The organism is Pseudomonas sp. BT76 TE3572 (assembly GCF_050435365.1).
Taxonomy (GTDB): Bacteria; Pseudomonadota; Gammaproteobacteria; order Pseudomonadales; family Pseudomonadaceae; genus Aquipseudomonas; species Aquipseudomonas fluorescens_W.
Map to the genome: position 1 here is coordinate 4080502 of NZ_JBNDKE010000001.1, position 24410 is coordinate 4104911.

General features: G+C 59.9%; 19 protein-coding genes. All 19 read right to left on the minus strand.

What is annotated here, in order from left to right; genetic code table 11:
• Positions 1-87: 87 nt before the first annotated feature.
• The 19 genes from ABH912_RS18470 to hutC all read right to left on the minus strand — a co-directional run bounded on the left by ABH912_RS18470 (position 88) and on the right by hutC (position 24390).
• The gene (locus ABH912_RS18470; protein ID WP_429511326.1) at positions 88-885 is read right to left on the minus strand and encodes a transporter substrate-binding domain-containing protein; all 798 of its coding nucleotides are present in this window, start codon (positions 883-885) and stop codon (positions 88-90) included.
• A gap of 421 nt (positions 886-1306) precedes the next feature.
• Positions 1307-3877 (minus strand): glucans biosynthesis glucosyltransferase MdoH, encoded by a 2571-nt coding sequence (mdoH, locus tag ABH912_RS18475; protein ID WP_033055327.1) that lies wholly within the window; start codon positions 3875-3877, stop codon positions 1307-1309.
• Complete coding sequence (locus tag ABH912_RS18480) at positions 3870-5717, minus strand: glucan biosynthesis protein G (RefSeq protein ID WP_429511327.1); 1848 nt, start codon at positions 5715-5717, stop codon at positions 3870-3872. Before ABH912_RS18480 ends, mdoH begins: the two co-directional genes overlap by 8 nt.
• Before the next feature lie 321 nt (positions 5718-6038).
• Positions 6039-6476 carry a D-aminoacyl-tRNA deacylase gene (gene dtd / locus ABH912_RS18485; RefSeq protein ID WP_008149496.1) on the minus strand — a complete coding sequence of 146 codons (438 nt, stop codon included), beginning with the start codon at positions 6474-6476 and terminating at the stop codon, positions 6039-6041.
• Positions 6473-7444, minus strand: a complete 972-nt coding sequence (gene pip / locus ABH912_RS18490; RefSeq protein WP_033055323.1) for a prolyl aminopeptidase — start codon at positions 7442-7444, stop codon at positions 6473-6475. The genes dtd and pip overlap by 4 nt, the downstream gene beginning before the upstream one ends.
• 113 nt (positions 7445-7557) lie before the next feature.
• Positions 7558-8478: an alpha/beta hydrolase gene (locus ABH912_RS18495; protein WP_429511328.1), complete on the minus strand. Its 921-nt coding sequence runs from the start codon at positions 8476-8478 to the stop codon at positions 7558-7560.
• A complete protein-coding gene (locus ABH912_RS18500; RefSeq protein WP_429511329.1) occupies positions 8478-9425 on the minus strand; it encodes a choline ABC transporter substrate-binding protein in 948 nt (315 codons plus the stop codon). Before ABH912_RS18500 ends, ABH912_RS18495 begins: the two co-directional genes overlap by 1 nt.
• Positions 9426-9666: 241 nt before the next feature.
• Positions 9667-10470: an N-formylglutamate deformylase gene (gene hutG / locus ABH912_RS18505; RefSeq protein ID WP_429511330.1), complete on the minus strand. Its 804-nt coding sequence runs from the start codon at positions 10468-10470 to the stop codon at positions 9667-9669.
• 10 nt (positions 10471-10480) lie between these two features.
• The gene (gene hutI, locus ABH912_RS18510; RefSeq protein ID WP_429511331.1) at positions 10481-11686 is read right to left on the minus strand and encodes an imidazolonepropionase; all 1206 of its coding nucleotides are present in this window, start codon (positions 11684-11686) and stop codon (positions 10481-10483) included.
• A gap of 17 nt (positions 11687-11703) precedes the next feature.
• Complete coding sequence (locus ABH912_RS18515) at positions 11704-13113, minus strand: amino acid permease (RefSeq protein WP_429511332.1); 1410 nt, start codon at positions 13111-13113, stop codon at positions 11704-11706.
• A 110-nt stretch (positions 13114-13223) separates the two neighbouring features.
• Positions 13224-14756, minus strand: coding sequence for a histidine ammonia-lyase (gene hutH, locus ABH912_RS18520; RefSeq protein ID WP_429511333.1), 1533 nt, complete (start codon positions 14754-14756; stop codon positions 13224-13226).
• A 115-nt stretch (positions 14757-14871) separates the two neighbouring features.
• Positions 14872-16395, minus strand: a complete 1524-nt coding sequence (gene hutH, locus ABH912_RS18525; RefSeq protein ID WP_429511334.1) for a histidine ammonia-lyase — start codon at positions 16393-16395, stop codon at positions 14872-14874.
• A gap of 157 nt (positions 16396-16552) precedes the next feature.
• Entirely contained in the window at positions 16553-17383 is an 831-nt protein-coding gene (locus tag ABH912_RS18530) for a quaternary amine ABC transporter ATP-binding protein (RefSeq protein ID WP_052962672.1), read from the minus strand.
• On the minus strand, positions 17380-18231 hold the full coding sequence (locus tag ABH912_RS18535; protein ID WP_033055315.1) for an ABC transporter permease: 852 nt from the start codon (positions 18229-18231) through the stop codon (positions 17380-17382). Before ABH912_RS18535 ends, ABH912_RS18530 begins: the two co-directional genes overlap by 4 nt.
• 70 nt (positions 18232-18301) lie before the next feature.
• On the minus strand, positions 18302-19270 hold the full coding sequence (locus ABH912_RS18540) for an ABC transporter substrate-binding protein (protein WP_033055314.1): 969 nt from the start codon (positions 19268-19270) through the stop codon (positions 18302-18304).
• A gap of 69 nt (positions 19271-19339) precedes the next feature.
• Positions 19340-20812 (minus strand): purine-cytosine permease family protein, encoded by a 1473-nt coding sequence (locus ABH912_RS18545; protein ID WP_429511335.1) that lies wholly within the window; start codon positions 20810-20812, stop codon positions 19340-19342.
• A gap of 150 nt (positions 20813-20962) precedes the next feature.
• On the minus strand, positions 20963-22651 hold the full coding sequence (gene hutU / locus ABH912_RS18550) for a urocanate hydratase (protein ID WP_033055312.1): 1689 nt from the start codon (positions 22649-22651) through the stop codon (positions 20963-20965).
• Between the two features lie 462 nt (positions 22652-23113).
• Positions 23114-23683: a HutD/Ves family protein gene (locus ABH912_RS18555; protein ID WP_429511336.1), complete on the minus strand. Its 570-nt coding sequence runs from the start codon at positions 23681-23683 to the stop codon at positions 23114-23116.
• Positions 23680-24390: a histidine utilization repressor gene (hutC, locus tag ABH912_RS18560; RefSeq protein WP_177326944.1), complete on the minus strand. Its 711-nt coding sequence runs from the start codon at positions 24388-24390 to the stop codon at positions 23680-23682. Before hutC ends, ABH912_RS18555 begins: the two co-directional genes overlap by 4 nt.
• Positions 24391-24410 lie beyond the last annotated feature (20 nt).

The window sequence follows — 24410 nt, forward strand, 5'->3', positions numbered from 1 at the left end:
AACAGGCTCACTCCTACATTGGAATGCGCTCCCCTGTAGGAGTGAGCCTGCTCGCGATTGAGGCGACGCGGTCAGTCTGACCGGCGCTTATTCCATGTCCTTGAGCCAAGCGGTGTCTTTGAACCACTTGTCATGGATGCGATCGTAGGTGCCGTCTTCGTGGATCTGGCGCAGGAAGTTGTTGATGAAGTTGATGCTGTCGTAGTCACCCTTCTTCAGACCGAAGGCCAGCGGTTCGTAGGTGAACGGCTTGTCGAGGAACACCAGTTTGCCGGCTCCGACCTTGTTCACGGCCACGACGTTGTAAGGCGCGTCGTAGATGAAGGCGTCGGCCTTGCCGTTGACCACGTCGAGCACGGCTTCCTGCTCGTTGTCGTAGCCGTGGTAGTTGGCTTTGGAGATAAGCTTTTTGGCAACCATCTCGCCGGTAGTGCCGAGCTTGGAAGTGATGCGGTAATCGGCGGTGTTCAGGTCTTTATAGGACTTGATGGTGCCTTCCAGCTCCTTGCGGATCAGCAGGGTCTGGCCCACCACGATGAACGGTTCGCTGAAGTTCAGGCGCAGGTTGCGTTCCTGGGTCAGGGTCATGCCGCTGCCGATCATGTCGAACTTGTCGGTGAGCAGGGCCGGGATAATGCCGTCGTAGCCGGTGGAAACCATCTCCAGCTTGACGCCCATGGCCTTGGTCATGGCTTTGAGGAGGTCGACTTCGAAACCGATGATCTCGCCGCGCTTGTTGGTCATTTCGAACGGCATGTAGGTCGGGTCCATGCCGACTTTCAGCGTGCCGCGCTTGACCGCCTCATCGATGGCGCCGGCGTGCGCCGCGTTGACTGCAACCAATGCCGTGACGCCGACCAGCAGCATCGAGAGATACTTCTTCATCATCAAGTCCCCAAAACCATCGCGTTGTGAGGCGCACAAACTGCGGATTTTCCTTGGAAAACCGGCAGATACGAACAGAAAGTTGTCCGGGCGCACCAATTCGGGGACGGATGCTAACGCACTCGTTCGTTTGCACAAGGGTTTGGTTGGGATTTGTTGTGAATTCAAGAGCCACCCCTCACCCCAACCCTCTCCCCAAGGGGGAGAGGGGAAAGGGAGCCGATCGGGGACGTTACAAAACCTGAGTTCGACCCGATAGTTCAGGTCGATGTAGCTCTAAAGAACACCTCTGTCAGTCCCCTCTACCCTCTGGGGCGGTCCGACGTTTCGGGAGGGCTAGGGTGAGGGGTGGATCTGAAGGTTGATCCCAACTCATGCCCCACCACAAACAAAAACCCCGCTAATTTAGCGGGGTTTTTTATCAGGCCAACTGAGGCTGCGCACTCAACGGCTTGAGCGGCAACAGCGGCGCATGGGGATCGGCTTTCACCGATTTACGCCACGCCTCCAGCCACTCGGGGTGACCTTCGTTCCAGATCTGCTCATGCAGACGACCCAGTGCTACCGGGTCACTGAGCAGTTGCACGCGCTCATTGTTGTCCAGGCCCTCAGGCCCTACTTTCAGCGCATGACGCACCCGTTCGATCCGCAGCCATTCGATCGGCTCGGCCTCACGGTGGCGTGAAGTCGCCAGCGAGCACGCCAAAGCGTTCTGCTGTGGATCGACCACGGCCCGGACGAAGCCGTCGTTCAGCGCATGCCAACGGTTTTCGTGGGTGTACTGGTCGGTCGCCAGCAGCGCCTGTGGCGGATTGTATTCCTCAGGGATCAGGAACAGGCTCTCGTCACGGGACTTGAGGCCCAGGCCCACTCGACTGGAGATCACCGACACCGGAATCGACAGCATCAACGAACCGACGATCGGCACCAGCCACCAGAGGAAGCTCGGGTTCAGCCAGATCACCAACAGGGCCCAGAAGAAGCCCAGCAAGGTTTGCGGACCGTGGCGTTTGACCGCTTCGCTCCATGGCGTGGAGTCGTCGTCACGTTGCGGCGAGTTCCAGGTCGCGGCCCAGCCGAGGAACGCGGCGAGCACGAAGCGGGTGTGGAAAATCATCCGCACCGGCGCCAGCAGCATGGAGAACAGCATCTCCAGCAGCATCGACAGGGTTACCTTGAACTTGCCACCGAACTCTTTCGCGCCCTTGGCCCAGATCAGGATGATGCTCAACAACTTCGGCAGGAACAGCAGCACGACGGTGGTCGAGAACAGCGCGATCGCCTTGTCCGGGTGCCATTGTGGCCACAACGGATACAGCTGGCGTGGCTCAAGGAAGTACTGCGGCTCCATCAACGTGTTGACCGCCAGCAGCGCCGTCGACAGCACAAGGAAGAAGAACCACAACGGCGCCGACAGGTAAGACATCACGCCCGTCAGGAACACCGCACGGTGTACCGGGTGCATGCCTTTTACCAGGAACAGCCGGAAGTTCATCAGGTTACCGTGACACCAGCGACGGTCACGCTTGAGTTCGTCCAGCAGGTTCGGCGGCAATTCTTCGTAGCTGCCCGGCAAGTCGTAGGCAATCCACACGCCCCAGCCGGCACGGCGCATCAGCGCAGCTTCAACGAAGTCGTGGGACAGAATTGCACCGGCAAATGCGCCTTTACCGGGCAACGGCGCCAGGGCGCAGTGCTCGATGAAGGGCTTCATGCGGATGATCGCGTTGTGGCCCCAGTAGTGGGATTCGCCCAACTGCCAGAAGTGCAGACCGGCGGTGAACAGCGGACCGTACACGCGGGTGGCGAACTGCTGCATGCGTGCATACAACGTGTCCATGCCCGAAGCGCGCGGCGCGGTCTGGATGATCCCGGCGTCCGGGGTGGCTTCCATCAAGCGCACCAGACTGGTCAGGCAATCGCCGCTCATCACGGAGTCCGCGTCGAGCACGACCATGTACTTGTAGTCACCGCCCCAACGACGGCAGAAGTCGTCGAGGTTACCGCTTTTACGCTTGACGCGACGGCGACGGCGACGATAGAAGATCTTGCCGAAGCCCTTGGCTTCACGGCAGACGTCCAGCCAGGCTTGTTGCTCGGCGACGCAGATATCGGCGTCGTTACTGTCGCTGAGGACAAAGAAGTCGAAGCGATCCAGGTTACCCGTGGCCGCAACCGACTCGAAGGTCGCCCGCAAACCGGCAAACACCCGTGGCACGTCTTCGTTGCAGATCGGCATTACCAGTGCGGTGCGAGCGTCCGTAGGGATCGGCTCGTTACCGGCGCTTTTACCGGAAATGCGGTATTTGTCGTGACCGGTGAGCAACTCGAGGAAGCCCATCAGTGCCGTCCAGAAACCCGCCGACACCCAGCAGAACAGAATCCCGAACAAGATCAGGATGCTGGTTTGCAGTGCATACGGCAGCACTTGCGTAGCGGTTTGCGACAGCGGTTGATGCAGCACTTCGTTCAGGTCGACAAACGACCAGCCCTGGTACGGCATGATGCCTTTCATGTACCAGCCGGCGACGATGGTCTGGCCGAGCATCAGCACCAGCAGAATGTAGCGGCGGATCGAACCGACGGTGCGCCAGCGAGCAGCCGGCAGCACACGCTCATCCTTCGGCGGGGCCGGCGGATTGGTGCGACCGGTCAGACGACGCCAGCCACGCACCAGAATGTTGGTGCGCCATGGCTCCGGCACGACTTTGGTCCGACGAATCGGCGGGGTTGCCCGCAGGCAGACCCGGCCGCTGGCGTCGAGCACCAGCATTTCAGCGTCGGCCAGCTCTTCGGCGGTGTTCAGGGTCAGGCGACGACCCACCGAAGCTTGAGCAGCCTCGGTCGGCGCGTCGAACGTCGAGGACGACAGGCGCTCATGCAATTCGCTGAAAGACTTGCAGCCCGCGAGTTCCGCGCGCTGCTCGTCGGTCATCGGTAGATGCGCCAGATACTCGGCAAGAGTCTCTGGCTGTACTTGAGAATTACTCATCGGCAGGCAACTGGTAGCTCCAGGTCTCGGTCAGGACTTCTTCAGTCGGTGCCGATTCCGGTGTGGCTGGGGCCGCTTCGGCAGCAACAGGCTGCTTGGCGTCTTTGTTGTCCTTGTCCTTGGAAACTGCGGCTGGCTTGGCTTCGACCTGTTTGGTTTCAACCTGCTTGGCCTCAGTTTGCTTGGTTTCCTTCGCTTCCTTGGCTTCCTTGTCCAGCTTCTCCTGCTGCCGAGCGGCAATCTTGTCAGCCTTGGCGACGGAAGAGTTGGAGGCTGGAGACGATGCTTTGGCCAGGTCGGCAGTCACGATGTTCTTGACCAGTGCAGCACGCATCTCGGTAGGCTTGCCCGGATCCTTGATTTTCATCCGCAGCGTCAGGCGCCAGCCCTTGGTTTCAGGGTTGTAACGTACGCTGTTCTCGACCAGCTCGGCATTCTCGCCAACGCTGACCTGGCTACGAACGTCCGTATCATCCGGCAATGCCGCGAGGGACGGGCCTTCGAAGTCCACCAGATATGCAACGCTGCCGTCCGGCTGACGGATCAGGTTGGACTGTTTCACGTCACCCGTGGAACGCAGGGTCTGTTGAACCCAGGCGCTGTCCGGTGCGTGAAGCGCGGCTTCGTCGATGGTCCAGTGCAAGCGGTAAGCGACGTCCAGCGGCTGGCCAGGCTCGGGCAGCTTTTCCGGACTCCAGAACGCAACGATATTGTCGTTGGTTTCGTCGGCAGTCGGAATCTCTACCAGATCGACGGAGCCTTTGCCCCAATCGCCTTTTGGTTCGATCCAGGCGCTTGGGCGCTTGTCGTAGCGGTCGTCGAGGTCTTCGTAGTGGCTGAAGTCGCGGCCACGTTGCAGCAGGCCGAAACCGCGCGGGTTCTCGATCGAGAAGTTGCTCACCGCCAGGTGTTTCGGATTGTTCAGTGGGCGCCAGATCCACTCGCCATTGCCGGCATGGATCGACAGACCGCTGGAATCGTGCAGTTCACGACGGTAGTTCAGCACTTTCGACGGCTGATTGGCGCCGAACAGGAACATGCTGGTCAGCGGCGCAACGCCAAGCTTGGTGACCTTGTCACGCAGGAACATCTTGGCCTTGACGTCGACAATGGTGTCGCTGCCCGGACGCAGGGTCAGGCGATAGGCACCGGTAGCGCGTGGCGAATCCAGCAGGGCGAAGATCACCAGTTGCTTGTCACCCGGTTTCGGCTGTTCAATCCAGAACTCGGTGAAACGCGGGAATTCTTCGCCGGACGGCAACGCGGTATCGATGGCCATGCCGCGAGCGGACAAGCCATAGGTGTGACCCTTGCCGACAACGCGGAAATAACTCGCGCCGAGCATGGTCATGATTTCGTCTTGCTTGTCAGCCTTGTTGATCGGGTACAGCACACGGAAACCGGCATAACCCAGTTGTTCGGTGGCTTTAGGATCAAACTTCACGTCGCCGAAATCGAAACGACTTGGGTCGTATTTGATTTCTTCGACGGTGTTAGCTGTGATTTCGTTGATTTTCACCGGTGTATCGAAATGCATACCCTGGTGATAGAACGACAGCTTGAACGGGGTTTTCTGATCGGCCCACTCGGCTTTTTCGGTCAGGAAGCGAATTTTTTGATAGTCCGCAAATTTCATCTCGCGGAACTCGTTCGGCAGGTTACTGCGCGGAGCTTCGTATTTCTGCCCCGCCAGCTCTTTTGCCTTGACCGATACATCATCCAGATTGAATGCCCAAAGCTGACCGGCGCTGAGCAGGCAGAGCAGTGCAGAGCCCGCTACCAGAGCGCTTCGTAACCGTTTGGCAGACAATTTTGGTGCATTACAGGGACTAACAATCACGAGCAACCCTCGCCGAAAACAGATCAAAAAACCAACGGCCAGTTAAAGTGCCTGTGGGGTGCGCGGCATGAAAAAACCGACCCTACCGACCACTCTTGCCAAGTTGGCGAGCATTGTTCCGACTCCTATGGGGCTAAATGATTCCCCAAGAGGTTCAGGACAAGTCTCTACCTAAGTCAAAATGGACCAACGAACGCTGATCCCCGTAGCGCGCGATTATCTAGTAGGCCGCGTTACAACGCATCAGGGGTAACAAAGTATTTATCGCGAAAAACGCCTGTTTTCAGTCGAAATGCCCTTAAAAACATGTTTCAAGCGCTTTCAGGTCTGTAACAGGAAGGTTACCGGGCCGTCGTTGACCAGGTGCACCTGCATATCCGCGCCGAATCTACCTGATGCCACAGTGCCATGCACCTGTTTCGCTTTGCCTAATAGATAGTCGAAAAGTTCCTCGCCCAGGGCCGGAGGGGCCGCGGTCGAAAAACTCGGGCGCAACCCGCTCTTGGTATCGGCGGCCAGGGTGAACTGTGAGACCAGCAGCAACCCACCGCCTACATCCGCCAGGGACAGATTCATCTTGCCCTCGGCGTCACTGAACACACGATAGTTAAGCAGCTTCTGCAGAAGTTTGTCGGCGCTGGCCCGAGTATCCTCGGGCTCGACCGCCACCAGCACCAGCAAACCCTGATCAACGGCGCCAACCACCTCCCCCGCTACCTCGACTCGCGCGCCACGCACGCGTTGCAGCAGGCCCTTCATGCTTCTTCAGGGGCCAGGTCGAGCAAACGACGGGCCATCAGATTAGCGGCGCGAACCAGTGCGTCGGTAATGCCAGGTTCGGAGGCGGCATGGCCGGCGTCACGGATCACCTGCAATTCACTGTTCGGCCAGTTCTGATGCAGTTCCCAGGCGTTATCCAGCGGGCAGATCACGTCGTAGCGACCGTGGACGATCACGCCAGGCAAATGGGCGATCTTGCCCATGTCGCGGATCAGCTGGTTGGGCTCCAGGAACGCATTGTTGGTGAAGTAGTGACATTCGATGCGGGCGATGGACAACGCACGCTGTGGCTCGGAGAAACGATCCACCACCATCGGGTTCGGGCGCAGGGTGGCCGTCCGGCCTTCCCAAGTCGACCAGGCCTTGGCCGCGTGCATCTGGGCAATCTGATCGTTGCCGACCAGGCGCTTGTGGAAAGCCGAGAGCAAGTCTTCGCGCTCGTCCAGCGGGATCGGCGCGATGTAGTCCTGCCAGTAATCGGGGAACAGACGACTGGCGCCACACTGGTAGAACCACTCGATTTCCTGCGGACGGCAAAGAAAAATCCCGCGCAGAATCAGACCGTGCACACGCTCCGGGTGGGTTTGCGCGTAGGCAAGTGCCAGGGTCGAGCCCCACGAACCGCCGAACAGCACCCATTTATCGATGCCAAGGTGCTGGCGAATTCGCTCAAGGTCGGCGACCAGATCCCAAGTGGTGTTGTTTTCCAGGCTGGCGTGAGGCGTGGAACGACCGCAACCGCGCTGGTCGAAGGTCACAATGCGATACAGGTTCGGGTCGAAATACCGACGGCTCTGGGCATCACACCCGGCGCCGGGGCCGCCGTGGATGAATACAACCGGCAAACCTTCCGGCGAACCGCTTTCGTCGACATACAGCGTGTGGGTTTCATCGACGGCCAGATCGTGCCGGGCGTGGGGTTTGATCTGCGGGTACAAAGTCTGCATTGCGCGCTCCGTAAGGGGTCGAGGTCATCCCTGGGGGGACTTCTATTATTCTGCCGTCCGGCATCATAAACCCGAATTACGCCAATGAGCATGCCTTGCAGAGCCAGAGTTTTTCAGCCCGTTTTTTCAGACAAATAGCCGAGCAGCGTTTCATAGAGTGTGTCGACCTCGGCGACCTGCCCCCGAGCCCGCAAACAGCCGTGAACCAACCCCTCCCCGTAATAGAGCGTCGCGGCCACGCCTGCGGCGTTCAGTCGCTCGCTGTAGAGCATGCCGTCATCGCGCAGCGGATCGAATTGCGCCACGGCGATCAAGGTCGGCGGCAACCTGCTGAAATCCTCGGCGAGCAACGGCATTGCATAGGCACTTGGCTGTCCAGTACCGCGCAAGTACAGGGCGTGATAACAATCCACGTCGCTGCTGGTGAGCAAGGGAGCATCGACGCATTCGCTGCGCGACGGCAATCGGTGATCACCGCCCAGCCCCGGATAAATCAGCACCTGCGCGGCCGGCAATGGCTCGCCCGCATCGCGCAATGCCAGGCACAACGCCGCCGCAAGGTTGCCACCGGCGCTGTCCCCGGCCACCAGCGTTCGCTCAGGATCGAGCCGGAATGGCCCGGTCCGTAGCGCGCGCCAGACACCCAGGCAGTCCTCGAACGCCGCCGGAAACGGATGTTCCGGCGCCAACCGATAATCGACGGCGATCACCAGCACACCGAGGGTCGACGCCAGTTCGGCGCAGATGAAGTCGTGGGAGTCCAGATCCCCCACCACCCAACCGCCGCCGTGCAGATACACGATGCACGGGCAACCGCCGGTCGGTGACGAAACCGTCGGTTGATAAGACCGCACCGGCACGCCGGCCAATTCAAAATCGACCACGTAAAGCCCGGCGGGACGCGACGGGGTGAACGCCCGGCACATATCGCTATAAGCCTGGCGCAAACCACCGAGGCTGCTGTCGGTGCTGTTGAAGCTGACGGTTTTCTCGACGAAAGCCGTCATCTGCTCGGATAACGGATAGGCGTTCATCAAAGTTTCAAACGGGTCTGAACGGTCGCCACGCCATCCTTGCCATCAAAACTGGTGACACCGGCGAGCCAGCGTTGCAGATCCTCGGGATGATCACGCAGCCATTGTTTGGCAACGTCCTGCGGCGTCTTGCGCTCCATGATCGGCACCATCAACTGGCTTTCCTGGGCGGCGGTGAAGGTCAGGTTTTCCAGCAGGCGGTTTACGTTCGGGCAGCGCTGGGCGTAATCCGGGGCAGTCACGGTGGAGACGGTGGCGGCGCCTTCGTTCGGGCCGTAAACGTCTTCGCTGCCGGTCAGGTAGGCGATCTTCATGTTGATGTTCATCGGGTGCGGGGTCCAGCCGACGAACACCACGAATTCCTTGCGATTCACCGCCCGCTGAACGGCGGCAAGCATGCCGGCTTCGCCCGACTCGATCAGTTTGAAATCCTTCAAGCCAAATTGATTGGTCTCGATCATGGTTTTGATGGTGGTGTTGGCGCCGCTACCCGGCTCGATGCCGTAGATCTTGCCGCCGAGTTGATCCTTGAATTTGGCGATATCGGCGAAGGTTTTCAGACCCGCTTCGGCGACATACTCAGGTACGGCGAGGGTTGCCTGGGCGTCGGCCAGGCTCGGTTTGTCCATCACCTTCACCTGATTGGCGGCCACAAACGGCGCGATGTTTTTGTCCATCGCCGGTTTCCAGTAACCGAGGAAGATGTCGAGGCGCTTGTCGCGGATGCCGGCGAAGATGATTTGCTGCACGGCGCTGGTTTGCTTGCTTTCGTAGCCGAGGCCGTTGAGTAGCACGTCGGCCATGCCACTGGTGGCGATCACGTCGGTCCAGTTGACCACGCCCATGCGCACGGCCTTGCAGGAAGCGTCGTCACTGGCCAGGACGCTGGTGCTCAGCAGAGCAGTGCCGCAGAGTATTGAGAGACAGCGGGTAAACAGTCTTTTCATTGGGAGGATCTCGTGCGGCAGCGGATTATTGTGGGGCCGGTGTCTTTGTGCACCGTGCCCGGAACATTACGCAGCGTCGAGAGGGTAAAAGCGAACTGTGGCGACCGTGTTTTGCACGGTGGCGACTTGGTAACGAAGTACTTTACCTGTAGGAGCGAGCCTGCTCGCGAAGAGGGAGTGTCAGTCGACATTAATGTCGCCTGATCCAGCGTCTTCGCGAGCAGGCTCGCTCCCACAAGGGTTATGCGTTGTAGTGCTTCTCGCCCCAGGCCAGCAGCCCTTGCAGCAATTCCTTGAGCACCACCTGCGTCGGCGCCGCCAGGTCCGGGCGATAACGGAACGGCTCGAACTCTTCCATGTACGTGCACTGGCCCAACTCCAGTTGCACGGCATGGATGTTCTCGGCCGGATTGCCGTAATGCCGGGTGATGTGGCCGCCCTTGAAGCGACCGTTCAGCACATGGCTGTAATCGCCGTGGCGCGCGCAGATGGCTTCCAGCTGAGTGGCCAACTGTGGATCGCAACTGGCGCCGTTGAAGGTGCCGAGGTTGAAGTCCGGCAGCTTGCCGTCAAACAGGTGCGGGATGATCGAGCGGATCGAGTGCGCATCAAACAGCAGCGCATAGCCGAACTCGGCTTTCAGTCGCGCCAGCTCGTTCTGCAAAGTGCTGTGGTACGGCGTCCAGATCTGCTCCAGGTAAGTCGCGCGTTCCGCCGCTGACGGCTCATGCCCTTCGCGGAACAACGGAATACCGTCGAACAGCGTCGCCGGGTACAGGCCGGTGGTCGCGCCGACATACAAAGGCTTGTCGTCAGACGGTCGATTCAGGTCGATGACAAAACGCGAGTACTCGGCGGCCAAAGTGCTGGCGCCCAGCTCGGCAGCAAATTCATAGAGCTGCGGGATATGCCAGTCAGTGTCCGGCAGGCTTTTCGCGTCGGGGATCAACCCGGCTTCGACCGTCGGGGTCAGGCGCAGGCCGGCGTGGGGCATGCTGATCAGCAGTGGCACGCGGCCTTGTTTGAAGTTCAGAACCTTATCCACAACTGTTCTCCTAAATGCTCACTTCAACGCCGTGACGCACGACGCGTTTTTCCAGGTCACCGCCCAGCCAGTACGACAGGTCGGCCGGACGATCGATTTGCCAGGCGACGAAATCTGCACACTTGCCGACTTCCAGCGAACCGTGGGTTTCAGCCATGCCCAGCGCCGTGGCGGCATGAATCGTTGCACCCGCCAGCGCTTCTTCCGGGGTCATACGGAAACAGGTGCACGCCATGTTCAGCATCAAACGCAACGACAGCCCTGGTGAGGTGCCTGGGTTGAGGTCGGTGGCGATGGCGATTTTCACGCCGTGTTTGCGCAACGCTTCCATCGGCGGCAATTGGGTTTCCCGCAGGAAGTAAAAGGCGCCCGGCAGCAACACTGCGACGGTACCGGACTTGGCCATGGCGATGGCGTCGTCTTCGGTCATGAATTCCAGGTGATCGGCCGACAGTGCGTGGTAACGCGCAGCCAGACTCGAACCATGCAACGACGACAACTGTTCGGCGTGCAGCTTCACCGGCAAGCCGAGTTTCTGCGCGGCGATGAACACCCGCTCGACCTGCGCCGGCGAAAACGCCAGGTATTCGCAGAACGCGTCCACTGCATCCACCAGCCCTTCGGCGGCCAGGGCCGGGAGCATCTCGGCGCAGATGTGATCGATGTAGTCGTCGGCACGGCCCGCGTATTCCGGCGGCAAGGCGTGAGCCGCCAGGCAGGTGCTGCGCACGCTGACCGGCAGTTCGGCGCCGAGACGGCGGATGACCCGCAGGATTTTGCGTTCGCTGGCCAGGTCCAGGCCGTAGCCCGATTTCATTTCGACCGTGGTCACACCATCGCGCGTCAGGCTCTTCAGACGCTTGGCGGCGCTGGCGAACAGTTCATCTTCAGTGGCCGCGCGAGTGGCGCGCACAGTGCTGGCGATGCCACCGCCAGCCGCCGCGATTTCCGCATAGCTGACGCCTTGCAGACGCTGTTCGAATTCACCGCTGCGGTTACCGCCGAACACCGTGTGGGTGTGGCAGTCGATCAGGCCCGGCGTCACCCAGGCCCCGTTAAGATCATTGACTGCCGGGTACTCGCCCGACGGCAGTTCAGCGCGTGGGCCGATCCACTCAATGTGCGCTCCTGACGTCACGATGGCCGCATCCTCGATGATCGAGTAGGCGCCTAGCGCCATGGTTGCGACGTGGCAGTGTTGCCAGAGAGTTTTCATCCGTGGCCTCCGTTAGGTTATCGATGAGAAAAAGAGGGTTCCCGCTCCACCGGTACTGCCTTCCCTGCCGCCGGTTTCACCCACGTCAGGTAGGCCAGCACCAGCAATACAATCCAGACCACGCCGACAATCAGAGCCGCCTGGGTGTCCGGGAAATAGCCCAGCACACCAAAGATGAACAGCATGAAGGCAATCGCCGCCATCGGCGCATAGGGCCAGAACGGCACCGGGAATTTAAGTTGCGCGACCTGCTCGGCAGTCATGGAGCGACGCATGGCCACTTGGGTGAACAGAATCATCAACCAGACCCACACCGTCGCAAAGGTGGCGATAGAGGCGATCAACAGGAACACGTTTTCCGGAATCAGGTAGTTCAGCAGCACGCCCAGTAGCAGCGCTACGCTCATGACCACCACAGTCATCCATGGCACGCCGTTGCGCGACAAGCGGGCGAAGCCTTTAGGCGCATGCCCTTGCTGGGCCAGACCGTACATCATGCGGCCAGCGCCGAAGATGTCACTGTTGATCGCCGACACTGCCGCCGAGATCACCACGATATTGAGAATGGTCGCCGCCGAGCTGATCCCAAGATTGTCGAAAATCTGCACGAATGGGCTGCCTTGGCTGCCGATCTGCTGCCATGGAAAAATCGACATCAGCACGAACATCGTCAGCACGTAGAACAGCAGGATACGCAACGGTACGGCATTGATCGCCCTGGGCAGTACGCGCTGCGGGTCTTTGGCTTCACCGGCGGTCACGCCGATGATTTCAATGCCGCCAAACGCAAACATCACTACCGCGAACGAAGCGATCAAACCGCCCACGCCGTTAGGCATGAAGCCGCCATGGCTCCAGAGATTGCTGATGTCGGTCGCCTGGGCGCCGGGCGCCGTGCTGATGCCGAACAGCATGATGCCGAAGCCACCGAGGATCATCGCGACGATGGCCGCGACCTTGAGCAGCGACAGCCAGAATTCCATTTCACCGAAGACTTTGACGTTGCACAGGTTCAAGCCGCCGACCACCGAAACGATGCCCAGCACCCAGATCCAGCGGGCGACTTCCGGAAACCAGAAGCCCATGTAAATACCAAATGCGGTGACGTCGGCCATGCCGACGATGACCATTTCAAACGCATAGGTCCAACCGAGGATGAAGCCCGCCATCGGCCCAAGGTAGGTGCTGGCGTAGTGGCCGAAAGAGCCGGCCACGGGGTTGTGCACCGCCATCTCACCGAGGGCGCGCATGACCATGAACACCGCCGCGCCACCGATCAGGTAAGCGAGCAGGACCGCAGGACCGGCCATTTGGATGGCCGAAGCAGAACCGTAAAACAGCCCGGTGCCGATCGCCGACCCCAGTGCCATGAAGCGAATATGTCGGGCAGAGAGCCCGCGTTTCAAACCCTTTTCTGACTGTTGCATTGCTCGTCCTTAATTATTCTTATTCGACGTTGAATCGAATCGCGAGCAGGCTCGCTCCCACAGGTTCAGTGCATTCCAATGTGGAAGCGAGCCTGCTCGCGAAAAGGCCATTACAGGCTAGGCAACAACTTCGCCGTAACCAGCTCATTCAGGCAACGCGTGGCCAACAACTTGCTGGCCGCATTGATGTCCGGCGCAAAGAAACGGTCCTTCTCATAAAACGGCACGTCAGCCCGCAAAATCGCCCGGACCTTTTCCAGTTTGGCCGAGGTTTTCAGACCTTCACGCAGGTCGAGGCCCTGAGCTGCCGCCAACCATTCCACCGCGAGGACGCCGCGCGTGTTTTCGGCCATTTCCCACAGGCGCTTGCCGGCAGCCGGGGCCATGGAAACGTGGTCTTCCTGGTTCGCGGAAGTCGGCAGGCTGTCCACCGAGTGCGGATGAGACAACGCCTTGTTCTCGCTGGCCAGTGCCGCTGCGGTTACCTGGGCAATCATGAAGCCGGAGTTCACGCCGCCATTGGCCACCAGGAACGGCGGCAGTTGCGACATGTGCTTGTCCATCATCAGCGAGATACGACGTTCGCTCAGGGAGCCGATTTCGGCGATGGCCAGCGCCATGTTGTCGGCGGCCATGGCGACCGGTTCGGCGTGGAAGTTACCGCCGGAGATCACGTCGCCTTCAGCGGCGAATACCAGTGGGTTGTCCGAAACGGCGTTGGCTTCGATGGCGAGTACTTCGGCGGCCTGACGGAACTGGGTCAGGCAAGCGCCCATGACTTGTGGCTGGCAGCGCAGGGAGTACGGGTCCTGCACTTTTTCGCAGTTTTCGTGGGAGTCGGACACTTCACTGCGCTCGCCCAGCAGATCGCGGTAAGCGGCAGCGGCGTCGATCTGGCCTTTCTGGCCACGAGCGGCATGGATACGTGCGTCGAACGGCGAGCGCGAGCCCAGCACGGCTTCAACGGTCAGTGCGCCCAGCGCCACAGCGCCAGCGAACAGGTCTTCACCTTCGAACAGACCACGCAACGCGTAAGCGGTGGACACCTGAGTACCGTTGAGCAGCGCCAGACCTTCTTTCGCGGCCAGGGTCAATGGAGTCAGACCGGCGACTTTCAGCGCTTCGGTTGCTTCCATCCACTCGCCTTTGTAGCGAGCTTTACCTTCGCCCAGCAGCACCAGCGACATATGGGCCAAAGGCGCCAGGTCACCGGAGGCACCGACCGAACCTTTCAATGGGATGTGCGGGTAAACCTCGGCGTTGATCAGGGCGATCAGCGCGTCGATGACCTTGCGACGAATGCCGGAGAAGCCACGGCTCAGGCTGTTGACCTTGAGCACCATGACCAAGCGAACCAGGGCGTCGCTGATCGGCTCGCCGACACCGGCGGCGTGGGACAGCACCAGCGAACGCTGCAGGTTTTCCAGGTCTTCGCTGGCGATACGGGTCGACGCCAGCAGGCCGAAACCGGTGTTGATGCCGTAAGCGGTGCGGTTCTCGGCGAGGATCTGTTCCACGCAGGCAACGCTGGCTTCGATCTGGGCCGAGGCACTGTTGTCGAGGGTGATTTTGACCGGTTGCTGGTAAACATCACGCAGTTGGGCAAGGCTCAGTTGGCCGGGAATAAGGTTTAACGCAGTCATTTCGTGCTCCTTTTGAGAGTTTGTCATTAACTCACCAGACGCTCCGGAGATATCCGTTGTCCGTCGCGTCTCGCCTTCTGGGGAGCCGCGCCTTGGCACGCTGGTGTGGTGGAAATCAGTTCAGGTTCGGTAACGCTTTGTGCAGCAAAATCGGGTCTTTCAAAACGGCGGCGGCACTGGCGATGTCCGGTGCCAGCCAGCGGTCCTGGTCGTAGGCCGGAACTCGCTCGCGCAGCAGACGCCAGGCAGCATCAGTGCCGGCGCCGAAGCGTTGCTCTTTCAAGAATTCAAACGCCTGAGACGCCAGCAGGTACTCGATGGCAAGGATCTGCGTGCAGTTTTCCAATGCGCGATGCAGCTTCAGCGCGGCGTTGGTGCCCAGGCTCAGGTGGTCTTCCTGCAGACCCGAAGTGACGTAGTTGTCGAGTACCGCCGGTTGCGCCAACTGACGGTTTTCCGCACACAGGGAAGCGGCGACGTACTGGACGATCATCATTCCGGAGTTCACCCCCGGATTGGCCACCAGGAATGCCGGCAAACCGCTGACGTGCGGGTTGATCAAACGGTCCAGGCGACGCTCGGCAATGGAGCCGATTTCCGCCATGGCGATGGCCAGTAAATCCGCCGCCAAGGCTACGGATTGACCGTGCGGGTTGGCCTGGGACATGACGCGGAAGTTGTCCGGCGTGCCCAGCAGCATCGGGTTGTCGGTGACGGAGTTGAGTTCGGTTTCGATCTGCTTTTTCGCGTGCTCAAGCTGATCGCGAGCGGCGCCGTGAACCTGCGGGATCGAGCGAATGCTCAACGCATCCTGAGTACGAATGCCTTTGCTGCTGGCGATCACTTCACTGCCATCGAGCAGCGCCCGCAGGTTGATGCCGACTTGCTGCATGCCCGGGTGTGGCTTGAGGGCAATGATCTCGGCATCGAACGCGGCGATCTGGCCGCGCTGGGCTTCGAAACTCATGGCACCGATAACATCGGCCCACTGCAGCAGACGCGTGGCGTCGGCGATTGCCAGGCAACTGAGGCCGGTCATGCACGGCGTGCCGTTGACCAGGCACAGGCCATCTTTGGCGCCCAGCTGAACCGGTTGCAGGCCTTCTTCGGCCAGGGCTTGCTGTGCGGAAACGATCTGCCCGCGATAGCTGACATTGCCGACACCCAGCAGCGCGATGCTGACGTGGGCCATGTGGGTCAGGTAACCCACCGAGCCTTGGGACGGCACTTGCGGGGTGATGCCACGATTGAGCAGCGCCAGAAGACCTTCGACGACCCGGCGATGAATGCCGGATTTGCCATGGCTGTAGTTGCGAATAGCGGCGCAGATGATTGCACGGGTCTGTTCGTCGGCCAGTGGCGCGCCAACGCCACAGGCGTGACTGAGCAGGGTGTTGCGCGACAGCTGGCTGAGCTGTTCGTCTTTGAGCGAGACATTGCACAGCGCGCCGAGGCCGGTGTTGACGCCATAGGCGCGCTCGCCGCTGACGACGATGCGCTGGACGATCGCCTGGGCATTTTCGATCCGTGCCCAGACCTGTGGCGACAGCTCAAGCTGTGCGCCATGACGGGCTACGGCGACCACATCCTGCCAACGCAACGGGGCGTCGGCGATAACGATTTTTTCAGCCTGGGACATCTTTGACCTCATACAAAATTCTTGAACGCATGACACCTGTGGCGAGGGGGCTTGCTCCCGCTGGGCTGCGAAGCAGTCCCAAAAAATCTGCGACCGCTTCGCGCTCGAACGGGAGCAAGCTCCCTCGCCACAAAAGCAATCTCGCCATCATTCACTGTCAAACCACCGCAGCCCGACGCTGTACGAACCGGTCCACATACTCATCCGCCGGCGAATGCAGGATCTCTCTTGGCGTGCCGACCTGAATCAGGCGGCCATCCTTGAGAATCGCAATGCGGTTGCCGATGCGCACGGCCTCGTCGAGGTCGTGGGTGATGAAGACGATGGTCTTGTGCAGGGTCTTTTGCAGTTCCAGCAACTGGTCCTGCATTTCCGCGCGAATCAGCGGGTCGAGGGCACTGAAGGCTTCGTCCATCAGGATGATGTCGGTGTCTGCCGCCAAGGCGCGGGCCAGGCCCACACGCTGACGCATGCCGCCCGAGAGCTGATGCGGGTACTTGTTTTCGTAGCCCTTGAGGCCCACGGTGTTGATCCAGTGCAGCGCACGCTCGGAGCACATTTGCTTGGTCTCGCCACGCACTTTCAAGCCGTAGGCGACGTTATCCACCACGGTCTTGTGCGGCAGCAGGCCAAAGCTCTGGAACACCATGCTGATCTTGTGCCGGCGAAATTCGCGCAGGGCTTCCATGTCGTATTGCAGGATGTCCACGCCGTCCACCAGGATCGCGCCGCTGGTCGGGTCGATCAGACGATTGAAGTGGCGCACCAGCGTCGACTTGCCGGAACCCGACAGGCCCATGATCACAAAGATCTCGCCGGTGCCGATGCTCAACGACAAGTCGTTCACGCCGACCACACAGCCGGTTTCGGCCAGCACCTGATCCTTGGTTTTTCCCTGGCCAATCATGGCCAGCGCATCCTTGGAACGGTTGCCGAAAATCTTGAAGACGTTTTTGACTTCGATCTTGCTGATGGCTTCGTTGTTCATTTGCTCACCTCATGCCGTGCCCGACCATACGCCTGAGTAATACGGTCGATAACCACTGCCAGAATCACGATCGCCAGACCGGCCTCAAGACCACGTCCGACGTTGAGGGTCTGAATCCCCACCAACACGTCTTCGCCAAGACCACGAGCGCCGATCATCGAGGCGATTACCACCATCGACAGGGCCATCATGGTGGTCTGGTTAATCCCGGCCATGATGCTCGGCAGGGCCAGCGGAAGTTGCACGCCAAACAGTTGCTGCCAACGGTTGGCACCGAAGGCGTTGATCGCTTCCATCACTTCGCCGTCGACCTGGCGAATACCCAGGTCAGTCAGGCGGATCAGCGGTGGTGCGGCGTAGATCACGGTGGCGAAAATCGCCGGGACCTTGCCCAGGCCGAACAACATCAGCACCGGGATCAGGTACACGAAACTCGGCATGGTCTGCATGATGTCCAGCAGCGGCATCAGGATCGAACGCAGGCGATTGCTGCGTGCCGAAAGAATGCCCAGAGGAATGCCGATCATCACCGAAATGATGGTCGCCACCATCATCAGCGCCAGGGTCTGCATCAGCTTGTCCCAGAGGCCGACTGCACCCACCAGGAACAACAAGCCAACGATCACGGCGGTGGTCACGACTTTGCGGGTCGCGTGCCAGGCAACGCCCGCCACGATCGCCAGCATCAGCCACCAGGGCGCCGCACGCAGCAGCCCTTCAAGATTGACGATGGCCCACAACAGGGTGTCGGAGATGCTGCGGAACACATCGCCGTAGTTGGTGACCAGTGAATCGACCCAACTGTTGACCCAGTCGGCGATGGAAAAGGTAAAGCTTTCGGGAAACATAAGAGACTCTCAATCAAGGGGTTGCGATCAAGCGTCCGACTGCCGCTCAGGGCAGCCGGAGAGGCTCAACCTACAAGGCCGCGTCGATTTTCTTGGCTGCGTCGTCGCTCACCCATGCGTGCCAGACTTCAGGATGTTCCTTCAAGAAGATCTTGGCCAGTTTTGGTGACTCGATCCGCTCTTTGGCCATGCGCCCGAGGTTCTGGTTGAGCAGGTCGATTGGCAGGTTGACCTTTTCCAGCACAGCCACCAGTTCCGGGGCTTGCTCGTGGAAGGTCTTGGACAGGCCGACCTTGATGGTCACTTGCTTGTTCACGCCTGGTTTCTCATCGAGTTTCACCAGGTCGACCTGGCCCATCAACGGGGTTGGCGACCAGTAGTAGAACAGGATCGGCTCGCCACGCTTGTAGCTCGACAGCACCGCGGCATCCAGCGCCGGGCCGGTGCCCGGACGGAAGTTGGTGTAGGTGCTTTCCAGACCGTAGCTTTTCAGCATTTCGCTGTTGTCGAGTTCACAGGTCCAGCCAGCCGGGCAGTTGTAGAAACGGCCCTTGGAGGGTTCTTCGGCGTCCTTGAACACGGCGGAATACTTGCCCAGGTCAGCAATGTTTTTCAGGTCCGGCGCCTTGGCTTCCAGCTTGCGCTTGGCGTCGCCTTCGATCACGTAACGTGGCACGTACCAGCCTTCGACAGCGCCCACGACCGGAGCGCCGACACCGACAACCTTGCCGGCCTTCTCGGCCTTGTTCCAGACTTCGCTACGACCGACCCACTCTTCGGCGAAGATTTGAATATCGTTGCTGCTCAGGGCGTTTTCCATGGTGATGGAGTTGCCCGGCAGGCTGTCGGTCTTGCAGTCGTAGCCTTTCTCCAACACGACTTGCAGCACGTCGGTCAGCAGCATGGCGCTTTCCCAGTTCAGGCCGGCAAATTTCACCGGTTTGCCCGACTCGCACCAACCCGCCGCCTGAGTGGCGCCGGCGCTGGCCAGCAGGCCCATGGAAAGCAATGTGGTCAGCAGGGTCTTGTTCGATTTCATTGTAGTGACGCTCCTAATCATAAGTTGGCTTACGGCAGTCAAGAGGCATCCAGCCCTGTCCACGTCCAATCAGGCCTGCGCCGCAGCGCGACCGGCCCCGCTTGTTATAGGTGCTGCATCGCTGTCCTGCTCGACTGGCAGAATCAGGTGATCAGGTACGGAGCCGTGCCATTTTTTTGCGCTCACGTAGTACAGGGCTGCGGGAATCACCAGACCGATGATCCAGGAAATATCCACATCACCCAGGGCCGCTACCAGCGGACCGGTATAGAACTTGGTGGAGATGAACGGCAACTGCACCAGCACACCGAACACATAGACGCTGATACCGAGGGCGTTCCAACGGCCGTAGCGACCATTCGGATCGGCCAGCGCCGGTACGTCATAGCGCTCGCGGGTGATGCAGTAGTAGTCCACCAGGTTGATCGCGCTCCATGGCGTAAAGAACGCCAGCAAGAACAGGATGAAGGACTTGAACGCACCGAGGAACGAGTGCTGACCGAGCAACGCCATCAGGGTCGCCGCACCGACGATGACCAGTACGAAGACCAGACGCTGCAAGCGCGAGACCTTCAGTTCGCCACGGAAGCCGCTGATGATGGTCGCAATGCACATGAAGCTGCCGTAGGAGTTGAGCGTGGAGATGGTGACCTTGCCGAACGCGATGCTGAAGTACAGCAGCGCAGCGGTTGCACCGGTTCCACCCAGACCCACGATGTAGGCCACTTCATGACCGGCGAATTGCCCGTTGGCCGAAGCGGCAGCAAACACGCCAAGGACCATCGCCACCTGGGCGCCAATGACCGAACCTGCGCCTGCGGCAAAAAAGGTTTTCACCGAGGAAATCTTGCTCGGCAGGTAGCGAGAATAGTCCGCCACATAAGGGCCGAAAGCGATCTGCCAGGACGCCGCGAGCGACACCGCAAGCAGGAAGCTGCTCCAGCTGAAGTGACGGATTTGCAGAAGTGCACCCACGTCAACCTGACTGATCAGACGGCTGAACAGATAAACAAAGGCAATCACGCCAATGACGCTGGCAACACGGCCTATCCAATGGATCACCCTATAACCGAGCACCGTGACCAGCACGATGACACTGGCGAAAAGGAGGATACCGACGGTGTCGCTGACCCCGAACAACTGGCCCAGCGCCTGGCCGGACAGCACGGTTCCCGTTGCGGTGAAACCGAGGTACATCAGACAAACCAGCACGATCGGGATGGCCGCGCCATACACGCCGAACTGTACCCGGCTGGAGATCATCTGCGGCAGGCCGAGCTTGGGCCCTTGCGCCGCATGCAGCGCCATGACGCCACCGCCGAGCAGTTGACCGATCAGCAGACCGATCAACGACCAAAACACGTCACCGCCCAACACCACGGCCAGGGCCCCGGTGACAATCGCGGTGATTTGCAGGTTGGCACCCATCCACAGGGTGAACTGGCTCAACAGACGACCGTGTCTCTCCGCTTCCGGGATGTAGTCGATCGAACGTTTCTCGATCAACGGTTTACTGCCTGCACGATCACTGTTAACAGCCATGATTCAACCTCTATGGATTGTTATGGGTATTGTTCTTGTTGTTGGCTCTTGTAGGAGTGAGCCTGCTCGCGATAGCGGTGTGTCAGTCAGCAAAAGTGCTGAATGTGCCGCCCTCATCGCGAGCAGGCTCGCTCCTACAGGTTTTGCATTTTATTTGCCGGTAATCATCGGCAGGTTCAGCCCCTGTTCCTTGGCGCAGTCGATCGCGATCTGGTAACCCGCATCGGCGTGACGCATAACACCGGTAGCCGGGTCGTTGTGCAGGACGCGAGCGATACGCTCGGCCGCTTCGTCAGTACCGTCGCAGACAATCACCATGCCCGAGTGCTGGGAGAAGCCCATGCCGACGCCGCCGCCGTGGTGCAGGGAAACCCAGGTCGCGCCGCTCGCGGTGTTGAGCAGAGCGTTGAGCAGTGGCCAGTCGGACACGGCATCGGAACCGTCTTGCATGGATTCGGTTTCGCGGTTCGGGCTGGCTACCGAACCGGAGTCCAGGTGGTCGCGACCGATCACGATTGGCGCGGACAATTCACCGCTGCGAACCATTTCGTTGAACGCCAGACCGAGCTTGGCACGCAGGCCCAGGCCAACCCAGCAGATACGTGCCGGCAGACCCTGGAAGCTGATGCGCTCGCGCGCCATGTCCAGCCAGTTGTGCAGGTGGGCGTCGTCAGGGATCAGTTCTTTGACCTTGGCGTCGGTTTTGTAGATGTCTTCGGCGTTGCCCGACAGTGCAGCCCAACGGAACGGACCGATACCGCGGCAGAACAGCGGACGGATGTAAGCCGGTACGAAACCTGGGAAGTCGAATGCGTTCTCGACGCCTTCTTCTTGGGCCATCTGACGGATGTTGTTGCCGTAGTCGAAGGTCGGAATGCCCATCTTCTGGAATTCGAGCATCGCTTTAACGTGCACGGCCATCGATTGCTTGGCGGCTTTGACCACGGCAGCAGGCTCGGTCTTGGCGCGAGCGCGGTACTCTTCCCAGGTCCAGCCGGCTGGCAGGTAACCGTTGAGCGGGTCGTGGGCGCTGGTCTGGTCGGTGACCATGTCCGGGCGCACGCCGCGCTTGACCAGTTCTGGAAGGATTTCGGCGGCGTTGCCGAGCAGGGCGATGGAAATCGCTTTGCCTTCCTTGGTGTATTTGGCGATACGGGCCAGTGCGTCGTCGAGGTCAGTGGCTTGCTCATCGACGTAACGGCTGTTCAAACGGAAATCGATGCTGACTTGTTGGCATTCGATGTTCAGCGAGCAAGCGCCGGCCAGGGTCGCGGCCAGAGGCTGAGCGCCGCCCATGCCGCCGAGGCCTGCGGTCAGGACCCAACGACCTTTCAGGTCATCGTTGTAATGTTGGCGACCGGCTTCGACGAAGGTTTCGTAAGTGCCTTGAACGATGCCCTGGCTGCCGATGTAGATCCAGCTGCCGGCAGTCATCTGGCCGTACATGGCCAAGCCTTTGGCGTCCAGTTCGTTGAAGTGTTCCCAGCTCGCCCAGTGTGGCACCAGGTTGGAGTTGGCGATCAGTACGCGCGGGGCATTGCTGTGGGTCTTGAACACGCCGACCGGCTTGCCGGATTGCACCAGCAGGGTCTCGTCGTCATTCAGGTTGGTCAGGCTTTCGACGATCTTGTCGTAGCATTCCCAGTTACGTGCCGCACGGCCGATACCACCGTAAACCACCAGTTCTTTAGGGTTCTCGGCGACTTCCGGGTCGAGGTTGTTCATCAACATGCGCAGCGGCGCTTCGGTCAGCCAGCTTTTGGCGGTCAGCTTGTTACCACGAGCGGCACGGATTTCTACGTTGCGGTACTTGGTAGGTTTCTGGGTATTGTCAGTCACGAAAAAGACTCCTCAGCGATCAATTCAAACCAACCCTGGCGGGGGGCAAGCCAGCCTGTGCGCGTCAAAGCGACACAAGCGAATCAGTGGACGCTGCGGGGAGTCTCGATCGACTCATACGCATACGTCTTTACTTGTACATACAAGCATATGCAATCAAGCGGCCAACTTGCTGGATGAGTGTTCAAGAAAAGTTTTGAAAGGGCTGGAAGGCGCCTGGATCAAGGGTTCTGGCAAAGATGAAATTTTTCGGGGGGATTTTGCGAGGGGTGTGACCGCTGTTACCTGAACGTGGTTTTGCGCCACGCTGGGGCGTTCGGTAACAAGTTGGTGCGCGTTGGGGAACGCTAGAAAGCAAAAGATCGCAGCCTCGTTTCACTCGACAGCTCCTACAGGAGAATGGCGTTCATCCTGTAGGAGCTGTCGAGTGAAACGAGGCTGCGATCTTTTAAGAATGTTGAATCAGCGTGCGATCAGTTCGATGACACAGCACGGGCCATTGCTGGAGACTTCCAGCAAACCGGCGTTACCGTCGAGTTGCAGGCAATCATGGCGACCGAGTTGTGAGGCACTGTTACCGACCTTCACTTCAAGCTCGTCGGTGACACTAAATACCAACACGGTGCCTGCCGAGCTGAAAAACCGCTGCTCGCCGTCCAGCCACTGCAATCGCGCGCTATAACGCTGCGGGGCATAAATCAGGTTGAAGTCGCGGATCGGCCCACCGAGCAAGGTGCAGGAAACCTGGCTCTCGCCGCTGAAGGCAAACGGGTCCAGCGGTAACAGTGACTTTGTGTCCTGGCCATCAACCCGCAAGGTCATGCCGTCGCCTTGCAGTACAGTGATCACTCGCTCATAGCCGGCGAATGTCGAGAAGCCGCCCGACTCGCCGATGTCGGCAATCGACAGACGCCAGCCGAAACCCTCAAGACCGGCACCACCATCACGGGTGATTTCTTCAGTACTGCCGCCGCCGTTTTTCCATGGCATGCGTGGGTAATCTATTGCACGTAGAACCTTGAACTGACTCATTTATGGAACCGACCTTCCAGACGATGACGGGAACCGGGGTGGATCAAACGGGCGGCGGTCACTGGCTGACGACCGGACCAGGTGCGGCGACGAATCAGCAGGCACGGCTCGCCCTTTTCAATCTGCAGCAACTTGCACTCGCTGGCCTCGGCCAGAATCGCCTCGACCACGTGCTCGCCTTCGGTGAGCGGCGCGACCTGGTTCAGATAGGCGTATGGCGTTTGCAGGGTGAAGTCCTGCTTGAGGTAGTCCGGCGCCACCAATGCGTTGACGAAACGGTCTTCGATTTGCACCGGGATGTCGTTTTCGAAATGCACGATCAGCGAGTGAAAAACTTTCTGGCCTTCACGCATGTCCAGGGCCAGGGCCCGTTCGGAACCGGCGGCCTCTTCTTCGAGGGTGATGACCTTGCAGGTGTGGCGATGGCCACGGGAGGCGATTTCGTCGGCGATGTTGTGCACTTCAAACAGCGCGGACTGACTTTTCGGCTCAGCGACGAACGTACCGACACCCTGCATGCGCACCAGCAGACCGTCGGCGGTCATCTCGCGCAAGGCGCGGTTGATGGTCATGCGGCTGAAACCCAGCTGATTGACCAGCTCGCTTTCCGACGGAACGCGGTAGTGCGGCGGCCAGTTTCCACTGTCGATTTGCTGGGTGATCATCTGTTTGACGCGGGCGTACAAGGGCGCCGGACTGTCGCCCATATTCGCGGCCAACGGGGAGA